At 42.6% G+C, this 18,777-nt stretch carries 11 protein-coding genes and 5 pseudogenes; 4 read left to right on the plus strand and 12 right to left on the minus strand.

What is annotated here, in order from left to right; translation table 11 throughout:
• Positions 1-57: 57 nt before the first annotated feature.
• A complete protein-coding gene (locus KNO96_RS12765; protein ID WP_214704254.1) occupies positions 58-2,229 on the minus strand; it encodes a heavy metal translocating P-type ATPase in 2,172 nt (723 codons plus the stop codon).
• The gene (gene cadC / locus KNO96_RS12770; protein WP_003322301.1) at positions 2,222-2,590 is read right to left on the minus strand and encodes a Cd(II)-sensing metalloregulatory transcriptional repressor CadC; all 369 of its coding nucleotides are present in this window, start codon (positions 2,588-2,590) and stop codon (positions 2,222-2,224) included. The genes KNO96_RS12765 and cadC overlap by 8 nt, the downstream gene beginning before the upstream one ends.
• Positions 2,591-3,280: 690 nt before the next feature.
• Here cadC and KNO96_RS14370 point away from each other — a divergent pair.
• Positions 3,281-3,624, plus strand: a pseudogene (locus KNO96_RS14370) (DNA/RNA non-specific endonuclease); the annotation flags it as partial.
• Between the two features lie 75 nt (positions 3,625-3,699).
• Here KNO96_RS14370 and KNO96_RS12780 read toward each other — a convergent pair.
• The 5 genes from KNO96_RS12780 to KNO96_RS12800 all read right to left on the minus strand — a co-directional run bounded on the left by KNO96_RS12780 (position 3,700) and on the right by KNO96_RS12800 (position 8,877).
• Positions 3,700-4,305, minus strand: coding sequence for a hypothetical protein (locus tag KNO96_RS12780; RefSeq protein ID WP_214704250.1), 606 nt, complete (start codon positions 4,303-4,305; stop codon positions 3,700-3,702).
• Positions 4,306-4,509: 204 nt separating this feature from the next.
• A complete protein-coding gene (locus KNO96_RS12785; RefSeq protein ID WP_214704248.1) occupies positions 4,510-5,370 on the minus strand; it encodes a hypothetical protein in 861 nt (286 codons plus the stop codon).
• A gap of 1,823 nt (positions 5,371-7,193) precedes the next feature.
• Positions 7,194-7,781 carry an SCO family protein gene (locus KNO96_RS12790; protein ID WP_214689690.1) on the minus strand — a complete coding sequence of 196 codons (588 nt, stop codon included), beginning with the start codon at positions 7,779-7,781 and terminating at the stop codon, positions 7,194-7,196.
• An 11-nt stretch (positions 7,782-7,792) separates the two neighbouring features.
• Positions 7,793-8,209 carry a disulfide oxidoreductase gene (locus tag KNO96_RS12795; protein ID WP_214704245.1) on the minus strand — a complete coding sequence of 139 codons (417 nt, stop codon included), beginning with the start codon at positions 8,207-8,209 and terminating at the stop codon, positions 7,793-7,795.
• The gene (locus KNO96_RS12800; protein ID WP_214689672.1) at positions 8,206-8,877 is read right to left on the minus strand and encodes a DsbA family protein; all 672 of its coding nucleotides are present in this window, start codon (positions 8,875-8,877) and stop codon (positions 8,206-8,208) included. Before KNO96_RS12800 ends, KNO96_RS12795 begins: the two co-directional genes overlap by 4 nt.
• 364 nt (positions 8,878-9,241) lie before the next feature.
• On the opposite strand from KNO96_RS12800, the pseudogene istA reads away from it, so the two are divergent.
• A pseudogene (gene istA / locus KNO96_RS12805) lies at positions 9,242-10,781 on the plus strand (IS21 family transposase).
• Positions 10,778-11,536, plus strand: coding sequence for an IS21-like element helper ATPase IstB (gene istB, locus KNO96_RS12810; protein ID WP_214689670.1), 759 nt, complete (start codon positions 10,778-10,780; stop codon positions 11,534-11,536). The pseudogene istA and the gene istB overlap by 4 nt, the downstream one beginning before the upstream one ends.
• Positions 11,537-12,240: 704 nt before the next feature.
• On the opposite strand, the pseudogene KNO96_RS12815 reads toward istB, so the two are convergent.
• Positions 12,241-12,996 (minus strand): annotated as a pseudogene (locus KNO96_RS12815) (IS3 family transposase); the annotation flags it as partial.
• Here KNO96_RS12815 and KNO96_RS12820 point away from each other — a divergent pair.
• Positions 12,988-14,112, plus strand: a pseudogene (locus KNO96_RS12820) (heavy metal translocating P-type ATPase); the annotation flags it as partial. The pseudogenes KNO96_RS12815 and KNO96_RS12820 overlap by 9 nt on opposite strands.
• Positions 14,113-14,609: 497 nt before the next feature.
• Here the strand turns inward: KNO96_RS12820 and KNO96_RS12825 are convergent.
• The 4 genes and pseudogenes from KNO96_RS12825 to KNO96_RS12840 all read right to left on the minus strand — a co-directional run bounded on the left by KNO96_RS12825 (position 14,610) and on the right by KNO96_RS12840 (position 18,770).
• Positions 14,610-15,461, minus strand: coding sequence for a cation diffusion facilitator family transporter (locus tag KNO96_RS12825; protein WP_029336174.1), 852 nt, complete (start codon positions 15,459-15,461; stop codon positions 14,610-14,612).
• A 212-nt stretch (positions 15,462-15,673) separates the two neighbouring features.
• Positions 15,674-16,567, minus strand: a pseudogene (locus KNO96_RS12830) (arsenic resistance protein).
• A 321-nt stretch (positions 16,568-16,888) separates the two neighbouring features.
• On the minus strand, positions 16,889-17,704 hold the full coding sequence (locus tag KNO96_RS12835) for a ZIP family metal transporter (RefSeq protein ID WP_029336175.1): 816 nt from the start codon (positions 17,702-17,704) through the stop codon (positions 16,889-16,891).
• A gap of 124 nt (positions 17,705-17,828) precedes the next feature.
• Positions 17,829-18,770 (minus strand): cation diffusion facilitator family transporter, encoded by a 942-nt coding sequence (locus KNO96_RS12840; protein WP_029336176.1) that lies wholly within the window; start codon positions 18,768-18,770, stop codon positions 17,829-17,831.
• Between the last annotated feature and the right edge of the window lie 7 nt (positions 18,771-18,777).

The following is an 18,777-nucleotide window of genomic DNA, read 5'->3' on the forward strand; positions in this document are numbered from 1 at the left end:
TTTCTATACATGGTAAGAAAAAGGGCTTTCCAGACAACCAGAAAGCCCTTTTCCCTTTTATTCCTTGACCCGCATAAGCCGCATACTATTTAACGCTACCAGAAGAGTTGCCCCCATGTCTGAAAGGATGGCAATCCAAAGTGTTAACCAGCCCGGTATGACCAATAGCAAGGCAATAAATTTAATGGCAATTGCAAAGGTGATGTTAGCTTTGATGATATTTAGGGATTTACGGCTTAGTTTCACAGTGAATGGAAGTTTTCTTAAATCATCTCCCATTAAAGCAACGTCTGCCGTTTCCAGTGCTGTATCTGTACCAGCTCCACCCATTGCAATCCCAACGGTAGAAGCTGCTAACGCAGGGGCATCATTGACACCATCTCCAATCATGGCTACTTTTCCGTACTCGGATCTCAATTGTTTAATATAGTTTAATTTATCCTCTGGCATCAGTTCTGCCTGAATATCCGATACGCCAACATGGCCGCCGATCGCATTCGCGGTACCTTGGTTATCGCCTGTAAGCATAATGGTCTTTTTGATGCCAAGTTGATGCAATTTCTGAATAACGTCTTTACTTGATTCACGTACTTCATCCGCTACCGCAATCACAGCAAGTATTTCTTTTTCAGTTCCGACCACCATAGCTGTCTTGCCTTGGTTTTGAAGAGTAGTAACATTTTGCTCTAAGTCTTTATCGAAATCATTAGTCAATAATTCCTTAAAGAGTTTCGGGCTACCGATGTAATAAGTCGTCCCGTTTACGATACCCTTTATACCCTTTCCTGTGATAGAAGAGAAATCCTCTACCTGTACGTCAGAATAATTAATGTTCTCCGCTTCTGCTTTTTTCATAATGGCTGAAGCAAGAGGATGCTGGGAACGATATTCTAATGCAGTAATGATGGACAGCAATTCTTTTTCATTTGCCTGCTTGTTCAACACATTAAAATCAGTTACCACTGGGACACCTTTTGTTAGTGTGCCCGTTTTATCAAATGCAATGGCCTTTAAGGCACCCATTTCTTCTAGATAAATACCGCCTTTTATAAGAACGCCCTTTTTCGCTGCATTCCCGATTGCTGAAACAATGGAAATCGGAGTGGAAATAACCAATGCACAAGGACAGCCGACAACAAGAACAGCTAATCCTTGATAAATCCATGTTTCCCAACTGCCATCAAAGAATAATGGAGGGACTATAGCGACTAAAGCTGCAATGACCATAATGACTGGCGTATAATATTTCGCGAATTTTTCGACAAATGCTTGAGATGGGGCACGTTCTCCCTGTGCTTCCTCTACAAGATGAATAATTTTTGCAATCGTTGTGTCTTCTACCAGCTTAGTTATTTTTACCTCAAGCAAGCCTTCTTCATTTAAAGTACCTGCAAACACTTCATCATCAACCGTTTTCGCAACAGGAACAGACTCGCCCGTAATGGCCGCCTGGTTAACAGCCGAATAGCCGCTTACTACAGTCCCGTCCATGGCAATCTTCTGGCCGGGTTTCACGATCATAATATCACCAATGGCAATGTCATCCACATGGATCATCATTTCTTGCCCATTTCGTCTAACGAGTGCCTCTTTTGGTGCAATATCCATTAATGAACGAATGGATTGTCTTGCTTTATCCATAGAGAATCGTTCAAGAGCTTCACTAATCGCAAAGAGAATGACAACAATGGCCACTTCTCCCCATTCCCCAATGATAGCGCCACCTATAACAGCCACTGTCATAAGGGTTTTCATGTCAAACTCAAAGCGAAACAAGTTTTGCAAACCGACTTTGAAAAGCGATAATCCTCCGATCAACATGGATGCTAAAAATAATAATGTAGTAACGAGGTTCTCTTCCCCATTCACACTCTGGGACAGGTAACCGAACGCAATCAATAAGGACGCAAAGAGCAGCGTACTGTGCTTTTTATAAAATGGCACTTTATCTTCTTTCGTATCTTCTTTTACCTCTTGTGATGCTTGGCGAGCAGATTTTTCAGGTGTCACTTTGAGATTCTCAAATGCACCTGCTTTTTCTAGTTCTTCTATCGTTGCATTACCATAAACAACAATTTTAGATGCACCAAAATTTACTTTTGCATCCTCAACTCCAGATAGCTGTTTTACATTTTTTTCGAATTTACCCGCGCAGTTTGCGCAAGTAAAACCTTGTACACGATAGGCCTTCATTTCTTGTTCAGATGTTATTGCCTTTTGATCAGACATTGACATTCACTTCTTTCTTATGTTCTAGTACAATCATCATTATTTGTCTAATATGTTCATCGTCTAACGAATAAAACGCTAGTTTTCCTTCTTTTCTATATCTTACAATCCCCTGCTTATGAAGGGTCCTTAAATGATGAGAAGCATTTGCCACCGTAATACCAATAATATTTGCTATATCACACACACATAACTCTTCATCTTGACACAAAGCATAGGTAATCTTTGCCCTATTTTCATCCGCAATTGCTTTTAACATTTGGGCAACACTAACAATATCGATTGTTTTTAAATCACCTTGTATTCGATTGACCTTTTCCTCGTCATAACAAAAAATTTCACAAGTATCTTTCTTATTCACATTATCACCCCATTGATATTCAAGTGTTCACTTGAATATAGTATATACCTTTCCTTGGTCAATATTCAAGTGAATATTTGAATGAAAAACATAAAATGATTTTTCTAATAGTAATTCCCGTTAACGAACGTTAGAAAGACATATTTGTTTATCTTTTCACAAAAAATGAAAAGGGCTTTAAATAGTCCTTTTCATTTTGTCTTAATTGTCCATTAACTCATCTTTTTATCAATGTTCGTTTTTTATATTTGATGAGTAAGCAAACGAACAGAGGTCCTTAATGATGAAATTGGATATACACGAGTCTCAAACAACTTGGATTCACAGTCAGATAAATAAAAGAATTGGTAATACTGAAACTATTCATTCAAAGAGAAAGGAAATGAATTTCACTTACTCAGCCGCACCTCAAGCTATACCTTTATTTTCCTGATGTTCCCAATAGAGCATTTCCTCTACAGTAGAGAACACAGAAAAAATACTTACGACAGAGGAAAAACATCAAGACGTCCGAGCCGGGCACCACGGAATCAAGTGCGGCGACTATTACAGAAGGACCTATCGATATCAAATATGGGGATTGCGAGTATTGTGCGTCCACGAATGAGCATTGTAAATTGATCCGTGTCACGTCAGACGGTCGTTAAGGTTTCAGGCGTCGAATACAGTAAGCTCGACAGGTGACATGTTATCCGTAAGGACGGCGGCGCGATTGACTTTAAAATGATCATCACATATCTAGATACGAAAACTTATATTACATCACATTACCAATACACATATACGGTCAAAAGAAATGTGGTTACCGACTCGTTCGACAAGGTCAATCCGGACGAGTTGAACGAGGCACTCACAGAAAGTGAGTTGGAATCCCCAGCCACGAACGAGCCTGCTGGTGATGAGATACGAATGGAGACGGTCAGGTGACGATTCAATAGGCGAAAGACGCCGGTTTCACGATGCCGATAATGAGCGACCATTGGCTTTATCCTTATATGCGTGATAACGACAATGACGGGATGGTCGGGGAATGATTTCAACCCAAAAATTAAAACAATGATGATTGTAAAAAAGACATTCTCCATTTCTAAGAGAATGTCTTTTTATATTCATTTACGTTTTCGATTCACTTTATCGAGCCGAATTTTCTCAATTAACGCGTGGATGATTTGCTCATCTCTTCCACCGAAATCTTTATTGAAGGGAATCCGCTCTCCTTCGAACATGAAGTAATCGAGCAGGTACGGGACTCGAGGTGTTGCGTGGCCCCACGTGTGCTCCGAGCAACGTTCCCACACCTCGGCTTCGAACTCTTTTGAATAGCGCATATGCTCGACGGCAGCCTTGACCTCCGATTTCTTCAGGACAAAATAGTCTTCAAAGACGAATTTACCGAGAAGCTCATACCACATCTCCTCGCGGACCCGTTCTTTAATCGCTTCTACATCGACTTCAACATGATACGGGGCCTCTTCTTCATTCTTGATGACATCCCTTGCTTCCCCTGTCACCGACTCCGGATGCAGCTCCCACCCTTCAGGCATCCGTTCTTTGATGAACTGTTCGAGCGCCTCCTCACTGATCCGATATCCTTTTTTACGTGACTCGAGCGGTTCTGCCTGGATCACGCCTTTTCGTACCCAGTGGACCGTCTCCTTATGACTTGTGAGCTTGTTCTTCGATAAGATTTCAAATGCCTCATCAATCGTATACATGATAAGCCTCCTTTTAACACAACGATGATTTTATTAAATAATACCATGACCATTGTATTAAAGTAAGCTGTTACTTTAATCGGTTTCAAATTGATAAGAAATTACTAAATGGATACCAAACAAAAACACCATTCCGGAGAATGGTGTACCTCTAGAAAATTGTTTTCATTTCTTAAAAAATATTTTTAATACTTATTATACTGCTTAACGAGACTTATCTCCTACTTGCGAATACGTTTGAGTAACTTTAAGTCCAGTTGACGTAGAAGCATCCCATCTCACTTTACTTGTTATTGACATATCAAATGACATTAATCCAATTCCGTTATAGCCACCGACAGTAACGTTGTATAATCCCATAGCGTTAATATCGTATCCGATTTTTTCAGCACGTGAATCAATTGCTTGCGAAGAAGCTTTGATTGCTGTCGGAAAAATACTCGACGTCCCACTAGTACTGTGCCCAGTTAATCTTAAGCCATCAGATCTTGTGGTATAGGTAGTCACAAGACCACAAGTAGAATCAGGGTACAATAACGCACGGATACTATATGCAATTTTATAAGAATATGTACCAAAACTTCGTATTAATTGAAGACTTTGAACAGTAGCTTTATTTTGAGGAGTTTTTGCCAATTCAACTAATTCGTTTGATGTCACCACTGTAATTTCTGCTCCAGTTTTAGGAAGTGTATACGTCACTTTAGAATTCCCTCCTAAATTTTCATCATCAGCGATAGAAAAAACAGAGATTTCCTCTTCTAACAATTCGTTATATTGATTAAGAACTTCTGGGCTAGTATTTTTAATTAATGTTAATTCTTCTGGAAGTAAACCTTCATTTGATGAGAGTACAGAATAACTGAAAGATTTAGAGTTGTTTATTTTAGTCAACTTTTGATTAGTTTTGCTAGCTTTTTTCTTATCCATTATTTCTTTACTTTCTTGTGAAAATTCACTCAAGCTATCAATAAAGTAGTTTACATTTTCTTCAGCGCCAACTGATGGGATAAATAGATTAGCAGAAAGTAAAGTTGCTAAAGTTAAAGTGGAAATTTTTTTCATTTTATTCCTCTGCTTTTGAGTTATAATAAGTATTAAAGAAGCAAATAGCCTCTATTTCTTTCTTACAGAATAATATTAGAACATTATTTTCTTTTAATAAACAAATTTTAGGATTTTTTTGGATTTGATTAATAATAAATACCTTTTTTATTCATATTTATTGCTTATATGCGTAGGATTAACAAGTAATATCCTTCTTGAAAAATTAGGTATGTTTTCAAACAGTACATTTAGCATCTTAAGTATTCCTATTGGTTCAGTTGATAATTATTTTTATCCCGGATTATTTTTATTGTTTTTGACCACGATAGGTCTGTATTTATTGCCCTTCTCATTCCTTCTTATTAAATGAGAAAAAAGCCACTATTAGTTTCACATTCTTAGTAGCAGTTATAATCTTCCCTCACATTCCATTTTAATTTTTCAGTAAGTAAATGCTGGTTAGCATTAATCTTGGCGAGTGCGTCTGCTAGTTCGTCATCACTGACCTATGAGAAGTTTAAACCCTTCGGGAAGAACTAGCGGAGAAGACTGTTGAGGTTCACATCGCTCCCCTGCTACCGTGATGAATAAGGGTCGGCAAAATAAAGTGGCATGCCAAGTGAGGACCGGATGCGCTCGTAACAGCTGAACGCCTTGCCTCAGTCCGTCGTCGCCGTCATGAATGTACCCCTCTGGGAAGACGCCATGGAACGTGTTGATCACCTCCAAAATCGAGGCCGCACTGCGGTTCGCGATTGGTAGGACGAGGTAGAACCGGTCCTTGCGCTCGATGAACGTCGCGACGCAAGCCTCCGACCTCCCGCGGCCGGTCCGAGACGGTCAGCCCGACGTTGATGCGCCCGACGATCTGTTCCGGGGACCAGGTCGCCCGCAGTTTCTCGATGATCGTCAGACGCATCATGTCGTCGAGCTTCGTCTTAGCGCCACAGTTCTCTTTCGCCCTCACATAGCGTTCCTGTGCACGTTCCGATTTTTACCCGGGGTTCCGTCTGATCTCCCGCGAGACGGTCGAGGACTGCCGCCCAAGCCCCAGATAGGTCTCTATTTCCACGCGCTCGGTTGTGGTAAGATGGGTATAGCTCATGGCGACTCCTCCGTCTGAATGTTTGCGTCGTAACTTCATTCTACACTAGGCCGCCGCTATGGGCTTTTTTTGCGTTCACGTTGGGGTATTGCACTTAATTTTATAATTCATCTAATATAAATAATGGTACGATTTACAACTTCCACTTTGAAACTATTGAATTATATTTAATCACAGAATGTCATAATTTTAAAAAAAGTATATCCATCCAAATAAATATACGCACAATAGTCAGTTGTTGAAGATACACTAAAATTTACGGATGCCGCTTGATTTAGTCCGATGCTCGCGTCCCCGTTTGTGGTAATTGTATTGTTATTATAAAAATCTCCGTTCACAATCAAAAAATTCGACCATCGTTTTGTAAATGCGTGTCTCGATTTTCCGTAACAGTTGGTTCGCTGGCACGAGTTCGTCGAACGTTACTATCTCCAATTGAGTTCGGTTGGTTTTCCGATTTTGTTGATTTCCTGATCATTCGATTCTCCTACATAACTGTTTCTATGTCCCTCATTATAAAAAAGCGATGACGTTACGAAAAAAAGGATTGATGCGTGGACCGACCAAGGGCACGGCGAGACTTCCAGGGGATCAGCAAGCAAAGGGAGGTCCAGCAGCGACAATGTCTCGATGCGGCTCCCTGTTTGTCCTCAGAAAAGCGAACTGTGCCCGGTCGGGCAAATAAAAAAGACTGCAGACAATGTGATGTCTACAATCTGAGACAGCACGGGCCGTCTTAAGAGTTCTGTAAAATCTTGATGTCGTTGACGATGTCCTCGATCGGCACGTCTTGGAATCCTTGATACGCCTTGATGATTTTCCCGTCCTGATCGACGAGATAGAACCACGTCGCGTGATCCACTTGGGTGCCTTCTGACGGTTTGCGGACGAGCGCTTTGAAGTTTTGTTGCGCAAACGCCTCAATCTCTTCTTGCGAATAGCCCGTCAAGAATTGCCAATCGGCTTTCGCCAAGTCGTAATCAGCCATGAACGCTTGAATCTTGTCCGGCGTATCGACGGTCGGGTCGACGCTGAACGACACGAATTGGACGTCTTCGACGCCTTCCTCGACGAGCGCTTCATTGAGTTTCGTCATGTTGTACGTCATCGGTGGACAGACCGTCTCACAGTTTGTGAACACGAAGTCGGCCATCCATACCTTCCCTTTCAAATCATCGAGACTGACCATCTCTTCATTTTGATTCATATAATTGAACGACTCGATCTCCCAATTGAGCGGGTCTTCAATTTCATTGCTGCACGCGGCGAGCACCGCCATCAGGCTAATCAAGCCAATGAGCATCCATTTCTTCACACGTTCCATCTCCTTCATTGTCAGTTGCGTCTCACGCGCCAGACGAGGAGCGTGATCAAAGTAAATGCCGTCAAGGCAAGGAACGGGATCGTGACGAACCCGAACCAGTTGATGTATTGCACGTTGCACGGTACGCCTTGCACGCACGGCTTGATATCGGCGAAACCGGGTACTTTTTGAACCAAATAATGGTACAGTGAAACCAGACCTCCGAGGATGGAGAGCGGCAATACATACTTCTTCACCGCCCGGTCGTCCGTGAACACGGCGACCCCGAGCAAGATGACGAGCGGATACATAAAGATGCGTTGAATCCAGCAGAGCTCACATGGCACGAACTCGCGAATCTCGCTGAAATAAAGGCTGCCGAGCGTCGCCGTGAGGGCGACGAGCCAAGCGAGATACAGACCATAACGGGTCAAGAATGAATGCTTCATGGCGTGCCTTGCTCAATCAATCGCTCAATCGTCTCGTAGTCGAACGGGTCTTCGAGCATGACGCCGTTAATCATGATCGATGGCGTGAACTGGACACCGTGCTCTTTGACAAGCCCGTCATCGAGACTCACCTGTTCGAGCACCGTCGAGTTTTCACTCAAATCGTCCTCGAGCTTCGCCACGTCGACCGATGTCGTCTCGCTCGCAATCTCTGTCAACCGCTCGACCGTGACCCATGCCTCGTCGTGCTGCTGACTCGCCGGTTGCGCGTCGTAGAGCGCCTTATGGAAATCCCAGAACGCGTCCGGGTCTTGTTCATACACCGACTCTGAAGCGAGCGATGCCAAAATCGACTCTTGTCCGTGGAACAGGACGTTGATGTAGCTGAAACTGATTTTTCCGGTGTCGATATAGTCTTCCTTCAACTTCGGATAGACCGTTTCGCCCCACTGTTTACAAGACGGGCATTTATAATCCCCGAACTCCACGACCGAGACGGGTGCGTCCGCATCGCCGAGCGTCGGCTGGCCTTCCGTCGACACGTGTTCTGTCGTCGCCGGTGCCGCCGTTTCGGCTTGTTCGGTCGGTTGATTCATCAGGACGACCACGACGGCCACCAAGGCGACCGCGAAGAGCGTCGCGATGACCAATAGTTTATTCTGTTTCATTATGTCTCACCTCTATTTATATCGATTCGTCTTTCATTATAACGAAAGCGCTATCTGTTTCCACGAAATCGACCTTGTTTTTTCTCAATTTTACTTCATGTCATGGAAAAGATGACGATGACGTCGCATCAACTCGTGAACAAGCTCAGACAATCTTCATTCAAAAAAGAGTGTCTTTCCTAGTGAAATTATGTCTCGAGTTCACTATACCTAGACGATTCTTCATCCCTCTGTGAACGCTAGAATAAAATTGACAGTTTTTGCTCGATACGATTTTACACTATTGCCGAAAAATCAGAACAGAACTCCGATAGAGTAGTTGAGGCTATTTTATCTGGAGGGAATGGATTTGGAGGAAAAGTTAGTGTTACATATCAAGATTCATCAAATGTATCAGCAAAACATGAAAGTGGCTCAAATCGCACAGCACTAAAAATATCGAGACCGACGGTATATAAGTACCTGAAGATGACATATGAAGATGCCCTACATGAATTTGACGAGAAAGCCTGTTCACGAAAGAAGAAGCTCGATGCCTACCGAGACTGGATCATTGCATGGTTGGAGGAGTATCTGCATTTGAGCAGCGCACAAGTACATGACTGGTTACTTGAAAGATATCCCGACCTGTCGGTCGGATCGAGCACGGTCAGGACATACGTGAATGAAATCCGAGAAATCTATCAGATCGAAAAGAAAAGGGTCGTCCGCCATTACGAGGCCATCCCAGAACAACCGATGGGCAAGCAAATACAGGTGGACTGGGGTGAGACCAGACAACGGACTAAAGATGGAAAAATGATAAAGCTTTATTTCATCGCGTTCTTACTTACGCACTCTCGGATGAAATATGCCGAATGGAGAGAACGACCGTTCACCACCAAGGACACCATTCACTGCCACGAAAATGCGTTCCAATTTTATGGTGGGCGCCCTTCTGAAATCGTCTACGACCAGGATCACCTCATCGCAATCAACGAGAACGCAGGTGACGTCCTATTGACCAATGAGTTTCAAGCCTACGTGAACGAACGGAAGTTCAAGATTCATTTATGTCGCAGGGCCGACCCGGAGTCGAAGGGTATGATCGAGAACGTCGTGAAGTACATCAAACGGAACTTTGCGGACAGCCGAGTGTACCGGCATATCGAGGATTGGAACCACCGTTCCATGAGATGGTTGGAGAGGACTGGAAATCATAACGTCCATCAGACAACGAAAAAAAGACCAGCTGAAGTGTTCTCCGTCGAAAAACAACACTTACAACCGGTCTTATCGCTACTCTCTTTCGAAAGTATCCGTACCGAAAGTATAGCAAGGAACGTCAGCAAGGACAACACAATCCGTTATCGCTCAAACCGTTACACCGTCCCAATCGGGACCTACTCATCGGTCAAGAAGAAGGTGGTGTTCCTCGAGGTGACCGAACAGGAACGGTTATTGATTCGCGAATCTCCCGAGGGAGAAGTGATCGCAGACCACCGGGTCAGCAAAGAGAGCGGAAAACTGATTCAAAGCCGTGACCACCTTCGGGATCGTTCCAAAGGAATCGAAGAACTGAAGCAACAGGTCCTCACCTATTTCGAGGACAGAGGGGCGGCGTCCGATTATCTGGGTAGCTCTCAAAGCGTTACCCGAGATACCGACGTGACCAGTTCAACATCATTAGGGACGTCGCGACCATGTATCCTAATCACTTAACGATAGCACTGGAAAAGTGTTCGCAAGAGAGTCTGTTCAGCGCCAACGATTTCCGGGACGTGGTCCACTATCTCGCGATCCTCGCGGACGATGGGTGTGATACAAAACCCGATACCGAACGTCCGAAGAAATCCGGGATACAGGTCGCAACGAGGCCGATCCAAGCCTACACCGACATCCTGAAAGGGGTGACGGCAAAATGAGTCAAAGCGTTTCCGAGTTACAACAGGACTTTCGGCAGCTTCGTCTCGCCGAGACGGCTGACGCCCTCCCACAGATTTTGAGAGAGGCCGAAATGGCCTCCTGGACGTATATCGAATTTCTAAGTGCCATCACGAACCATGAACGCGCAAAACGAGACGCTAAAAGTTTGGAAAGACGAATGAAGTGGGCCCGATTCCCGTTCATCAAATCCCTCTCGGAGTTCAATTTAGTGGAACAGACCGCACTAACCGCCCGACAGCTGAAGCAGTTGAAACAACTCAACTGGCTCGAACAACAGTACAACCTGATCCTCTTGGGCCCTCCGGGCGTCGGAAAGACGTTTTTGGCTGTGGGGCTGGGAATCGAGGCGGTCAACCACGGGTTCAAGGTATACTTCGTCACGATGGGCGAACTCGTCCAACTATTAAAAAGTGAAGAGTTCTCAAGCAAGTCGAAGATCCAGTTAAAAAGGTTGCGAGATTCGGACCTGGTCATCATCGATGACCTGATGTACATGGCGATGGGCCAACGAGAAGCCAATCTCTTCTTCCATCTCGTCAACCACCTTTATGAGCGCAGCTCGATCATCCTGACCTCGAACAAAAGCCCCGATCAATGGGGCGAATTGATCGGGGACCAGGGCATCACGACTGCGATACTGGACCGCTTACTCCATCGCGTCGAAATCATACATAGTGATGACGACAGTCATCGGATGAGGAACCGAAAATCATTGTTTTCGGCAGAAGTGTAAAAGGCAAACGAGCAAAAAGTGTCAAAATCAACTTGACGTCTACACCCTCGCATATGACCACCCAGAAACATATCTCCACTAAAATCCTTTCTGAACAAACCCTATCCGCTTATAATGACAAAGGTCTACCTATTGTCGTTCTAAGGTTTGGTGCCATCTGTGCAGAAACGAATTCTTATGGGGTGGCGATCATATTAAACGCATGCTGAACTTCGACAATGTGACATGGGTTCACCTTGATGACTCCGTTCCTTAGGTCCATACCGATAATTTATTAGAAATGATTTACATAGTTTTATTACAAGGCATAGACGGAGAAGTCTACCACGCCATAAAACAGAATGTAGACAATCGCAATTCCCGTGTAAGATTAGCCATTGCCGCAAAAAAAGAAAATCATTGCTCCCAATTATCAAGTAAAAAGTGACCTATACATTCGATAAGATTCAAGCAATTGGATATAGACCGCGTAAAACATGCAAGCAGACGGTGGGAAAACTTCAAAAAAATCGGGAGAAGAATAAGGGTATGGTCTCATTTTTGAACACAAAAACACCATTCGCCCGATTAGTCAGGCTATTGACAAACCAAATCGCCCTTTGCGATTTGAACCGCTCCCCGTCAAGTAGACAGGGCAAATAATGAAAACCAATCTAAACGGCTTGAGACCTGTATTCGACAGGGCTCAAGCCGTTTAGTCGTTTCTAGAGTAGACCATGGTTGTAGAACGATATGTAGGTCTCGATGGCCGACGTGAGTTCGCTATAGACCTGGAACTCACGCAAGTAGTACATCTCGACTTTCAAAGTGCCCCAAAAACTCTCGATCGGGGCGTTGTCGAGACAACGACCAACTCAGGACATGTTGCCGATTAGTCCTGCGTCTTTCACCATACGTTTGAACCCTCTCGAGGTATATTGGAGCCCTCGGTCACTATGGATCATCGGACGCGCTCCTGGACGGAGCCCCGCGATGGCTGGCATCATCGTCTGGAAGACGATCCCGTTGTTGTTGGACCTTCCGATACGATAGGCGACGATCGATCCGTCGTACAGGTCGATGATCGCGCTCAGATACGCCTTCTTCCCGGTACCATATTTGAACTCGGTGACGTCGGTGCACCATTTCTCGTCCGGCCGAGACGCACCGAATTCTCGGTTCATCAGGTTCTCGGCCACATGCTGTGGCATCGACTTCTTATGTCTCTTCCGCTTCCCGCGGATGATCGATTGGATCCCATGGATATGCATCAGGCGATAGACTTGCTTTTCATTGAACGTGGACAGACCTTGTTGCCTGCGTAGCCGATTGATTGTCATCGTGACCCGACGGTAGCCGTATGTACGGTTCGCCTGGTCATAGAGTAGACGAATGTCCTCCAGGAGCTTCTCGTTCTCTTCTTGACGCACCGATACGGTGCGGTTCAACCATTTGTAATAGGCCGCACGTGAGATGCCAGCTGGGAAACCTGGGTCTATCAAGGATTGGCGGTTCTAATAGTGGGTTGCCCGTGTGCCTTAGTCATTTCGACGCCGATTTCGATTGTTTCCGCCATCGGTAATGCTGCCAAAAAAGGGGTCTTGATTAAAGGCGGCGTATACCTGGAAGAAATGGGCGCGCTGAAAGCTATTGCATTTGACAAAACCGGTACCCTGACCAAAGGTGTACCTGTCGTCACAGACTTTAAAATCACGAACAAGCAGGTAAACGAGAGAGAACTGCTTTCTATCGTGACGGCATTGGAATATCGTTCTCAGCATCCGTTGGCCTCTGCCATCATGAAAAAAGCGGACGAGGAAAACATACCTTACACCTCTATCAGAGTTGAGGACTTCTCTTCCATCACAGGAAAAGGCATTAAAGGAACGATAGACGGCACCACCTACTTTATCGGAAGCCCGCTTCTCTTTAACGAGCTAGGTGTTGAAAGTATTGATAATAATCTGGACCAAACCGTAACGGCTCTGCAACAGCAAGGTAAGACTTCGATGATTATCGGAACGAAACAAAGCATATTGGCGGTTATCGCCGTAGCCGACGAAGTCCGGGAATCCAGCAAAGAAATCATCCGGAAACTACATGATATGGGTATTAAAAAGACAATTATGCTGACGGGTGACAACAAAGAGACAGGCAAAGCTATCGGCCAGCAAGTTGGCGTCAACGAAATCCAGGCAGAATTGATGCCAGAGGATAAATTAAATGTCATTAAACGCTTGCGAGCTGAGTACGACAATGTCGCGATGGTCGGGGACGGCGTAAATGACGCTCCGGCACTCGCTGCCTCTACTGTTGGAATTGCCATGGGTGGTGCTGGAACGGATACCGCTTTGGAAACAGCAGATGTCGCCCTGATGGGCGACGATTTGAGCAAACTACCGTTTACGATAAAATTGAGCCGAAAATCCCTAAATATTATCAAAGTGAACATCGCGTTCGCTATCAGTATCAAAGCGATTGCATTACTCTTGGTCATCCCGGGCTGGCTCACCCTATGGATAGCTATTATGTCCGATATGGGGGCAACTCTTCTGGTAGCACTGAACAGTTTAAGACTGATGAATGTCAAAGAATAAAAAAACAAAAATATTCATTTTTATATCCTCGAATTTGTACTGGGTATGATAAAAATAAATGATCTCTGTTTTTTAAGACGGCTTTAAGATGACTTCGGTATTGTTCCCGAGTCATCTTTTTAGGTTTCATTGTCAGCTTTTTTATCATCAGACAGTTTTAATCGAGGCCGAACCTTATTCATTGACCGGAATATTCTCCGAAGTATGGAAAGAAAATCCGGTCGACAGGTCTACTAAACTATGACAATTAAATCTAAATATTTGAACGTTCGTTTTGGAATCATTCATTCATTCGAATACATCCTATTTTAAGAGACGAAATTTCGATAGTGTTCAAAAAAAAAACGAATGAGGGGGTTTCTAAATATACCCTCATTCGATATTCAGTTTCCTTGCACGTAGAAAAGTATTTATTGGTATCAGACGGTATGAAGTATAGAATTTTTACTCATATGTCGAACCTCAGTGTGGATTTGGTGCAAGGATGACTTATTTCTTTAGTTGTGTTTTTTTGATTCTAACTCTATTGTAGAATGTTTAATATCTAGTTTTGAAGTCACTTCTTTGACTTTTTGTTTAACAATAGTTGAATCCTTTAGATTCATCTCTTCTACTATTAAGTGTAAATTCATGGCGTTATCTTCGCCATCAATTGACCAGACATATAGGTTTTGAACAGAAATCACTTCTTCAATACCTTCAATCTTTTGCTTCACCTCATCGATGTCAATACCATCAGGGACAGCACCTAAAAGTATTTTCATTGTTTTAACTAAATTACGAAACACATTCACTAATATAAACAACGCAATAGCAATTGATAGGATGGGGTCAAGTATATGTATATCCTTGAAGAGTAAAACTATCCCTACTACAAGAACGGCAATCCAACCTAAAACATCTTCTAAAAGGTGCCAAGATAGTACTCCCTCATTTACTGATTTTCCTTTGTGTAGACGGAATGCCGCAAAACCATTTAAAAGCACACCAAAAATTGCAAACCAAATCATTCCTTGTGCATTAGAATGCTCCGGTTCAAACAGTAGAGGAATTGCTTGAGTAAAAATATATACAGATCCAATTATTAATATTGTCGCATTTATTAATGCTCCTAAAAGGGAAAAACGATTATATCCAAAAGTGAAGTTATGATCGGGTTTTTTGTTCGAAAATTTTTGTAAGAACCAGGACAGGCCCAATGCAAGAGCATCACCTAAATCGTGAATGGCGTCCGACATGATTGCAACACTATTAATCAAAAATCCCCCGATAAATTCACCAATCGAGAAAACAAGATTAATTATAAATGCTAGTTTGATATTTTTTGATGCCTTATCAGTACTCGCCATTGTTCGATCTCTCCTCACTTGGTAGTCCATCCTTAAAAAGGTTAGTTGTTAGAATAATACTGGTCTCTAGCGTTCTGCAATATAATAAATTTCTTTGCCTATTGATTGTAAACAACGCATACTTGAGAACTTAAGCGCAGTTCTTAATATTTTAATAAACAATCGAAGGACGTAATTTTTGAAAGCGAAATTAAATACATGTATCTAATTTGTTAGAACCATTTAGGCACTAATTTTATATATAAGACTTCTCCGAACAATTCGGTAACGGTCTGTAAAATGATCACTACAGCTACTTGTGTTGATAGGGGCTCTGGTAATATAGATGCTAATGGAAGAACTACAAGTGAATTCCTTGTTCCCATACTAAATGTAATTGCTCTTCTTGAAGCAATATCTAGTTTGAACAACTTACCAAGGGACTTTGACACCCATGGTATGATAAGTAGAAATAAAATATAAACTGGTATTACATCTATTAATGTCCCGAGGTCACTATACACTTCCCTAATTTGAGAGGCAACTACCACAAAAAGTACAAAAGACATAAATGGAACGGGAATCCATGGCGGCATTTTCATGATACGATTACCTAAAGAACTCTTTTTAGAACACAATTGTGTCATTATCGCTAATAGAAGCGGTATAAAAATCAAAAATAGAAATGCATCTAGAAATGGACCCATCCTAACGATACTAATAGCCTTTTCTCCTAATAATACGAATAAATATATGGGTAAGAGTATCGTCTGTAAAATTAAAAGAATCGGTGTTACTTTTAACAATATTGATTCGTTTCCCTTTCCCATCTTTGTAAAAACAATCACATAGTCGATGCACGGTGTTAACAACACCAAATACACCCCCAGCATTAGTGATGAATCTTGAAGAAATATGATAACCAAAACCTAAACTATTAAAGGAACGGCAACAAAATTTCCTAATAAAAGAGCTACCACAAACCTCATGTTTGTAGCAGATCCATTCGATTTCAGAAACGGAATTTGAACGAACATCCCATACATCAAAACTCCTAAAAGGGGAGAAATAAAAATATCGAGATATACAGCTTCTGTATTCAATAGACCAAAGATTACTGCCAACATCAAAAAAATGATGTATATACTGACTTGGTGGGCTTCCACCTTCTCTAGCACTTGAATTCCGAATTTGCTTTCCTTCTCTATCAAAATCACCCCCAAAATTTTCAGGAAATTTCAGAATGAAATAGATAACTCCACGATTTTAATTGCCAGGGCAAGAGGTTTTATATTTTTTCTTCTAGTATTTTTATTTATCCAACAGTAAAAATACCGACTGAAAGTAAATATAATTAAGGCTCATTATTTACACTTCCGAATATAGTTAGTATCTTGAATATATATCAGTCAAAAAATAAAGTGATAACCATTAAAAAAATAATTATTTTAGCCTAAAGCCACATCTAAAATCATCATGATTGTAAAGCCAAACATTAAACAAACAGAAGCCAAGTCCTTGTTTCCATTTTCTTGAGATCCTGGGACTACCTCCTCCACTACAACAAAAATCATTGCTCCTGCAGCAAAGCTTAGCGCAAACGGAAGTAAAGGCTCCATTATGAGTACTGCTACTACTCCTACCAACGCCGCGAACGGTTCAACCATACCAGATAACTGGCCATAGAAAAAACTTTTACGACGAGATAATCCATCTCGTCTCAATGGCATTGACACAGCAGCACCCTCAGGGAAATTTTGTATGCCGATTCCGATTGCCAGCGCGATAGCTCCCGTGATTGATGATGAAGGGAATCCTGCTGCAACTGCTCCAAATGCAACGCCTATGGCAAGTCCCTCTGGAATATTATGCAATGTTATTGCTAACACCAGTAACGTGCTCCGCTTTCTCTTCTTAGGGTTTATACCCTCAGCCTCATCCATCGGTGAAGTGGGATGCAGATGTGGAATCACTTTATCAACACCTGATAAAAAGAATCCTCCAAGTAAGAAACCGATTGCAGCTGGTAACCACGCCGGAAGAGAATCTTGTTCCGCCATCTCAATTGCAGGTGAGAGTAATGACCAAAAACTAGCGGCAATCATTACTCCTCCAGCAAAACCGAGCATCCCATCCATTAGCTTTTGATTCATTGATTTTGTCATAAACACTAACGCGGCACCAAGCGCCGTCATCCCCCAAGTGAATAAAGTACCCAGCAATGCTTGAGTAAGGGGTTCTAACGAAGAAATATATTCAATCATCTATCAAAACTCCGTTGCCAAAAATCGAGTTTCTATACATGCTCAAAATTAAGTAACTATTATCCAAAATCAGCATTGCTGTCTCCTCCTCTTGATTGTCAATCCTACTCAACAGGTGATTTTTTTAATGTTGATGTACTACTTCCCCTACCTTCAGTTTGCAAAGCAATTCATCGCTGTGAGGATGAGAAAGAGTTTCGAATTGAATCGTAGAGTGTTGAACGTTCAGATGTGCTAAATCGTGTTCAATTTCTTGAAGTAGATTCTCACTGTCATAGATTTGTAAATTACCATCAACGACAACATGACATGAGAGTGCATTCATTCCACTTGTGATACTCCAAAGATGAAAGTCGTGTATACTCCGTACCCCCTCCTTGTTGTGAATGACTTGAAGAACCTTTTCGACATCAACGTTTTGTGGTGCACCTTCCATTAATACGTTCAATCCGGATTTCGTCACGAAATAACCACTTCGTAAAACAAGTCCCGCTACAATGATTCCTGCGAGCGGATCTGCCCAGTTCCATCCAAATGCCATGATAAGAAGCGCTGCCAGTATTGCACCGACTGAACCCAACGTATCGCTTACAACATGTAGATAAGCACCTCGCATATTCAAATTATGTTCTACGTCTGCACCTCTTAACATAATCCATCCAACAAGAAGGTTTATAGCAAGGCCAATACTGCTAACAATTAACATTCCTACGGATGCGACCTCAGGTGGTTGAATAAATCGATTGATGGCCTCATAAAAGATATATATGGAAATCAGTATGAGTGTGACCCCGTTTAAAACAGCTGCTAGAATCTCGAAGCGTCTATATCCGAACGTTTTACGATTGTTCGCTATTTGTTCACCTAATTTAAAGGCAAGTAATGCAATAGCGAGCGAAGCCGCATCACTAAGCATGTGACCTGCGTCCGCTAAAAGTGCTAAGCTATTTGTAAGGTACCCTCCAATCGCCTCTACAACCATGTATGCCGAAATAATAAAGAATGAAATGATCAAAATCTTTTTGTTAGAGGTATGAGAATGATCATGTGCATGATTATGTGCCATAAGATTA

This window comes from Exiguobacterium sp. s89, assembly GCF_018617735.1.
GTDB classification, from domain to species: Bacteria; Bacillota; Bacilli; order Exiguobacteriales; family Exiguobacteriaceae; genus Exiguobacterium; species Exiguobacterium marinum.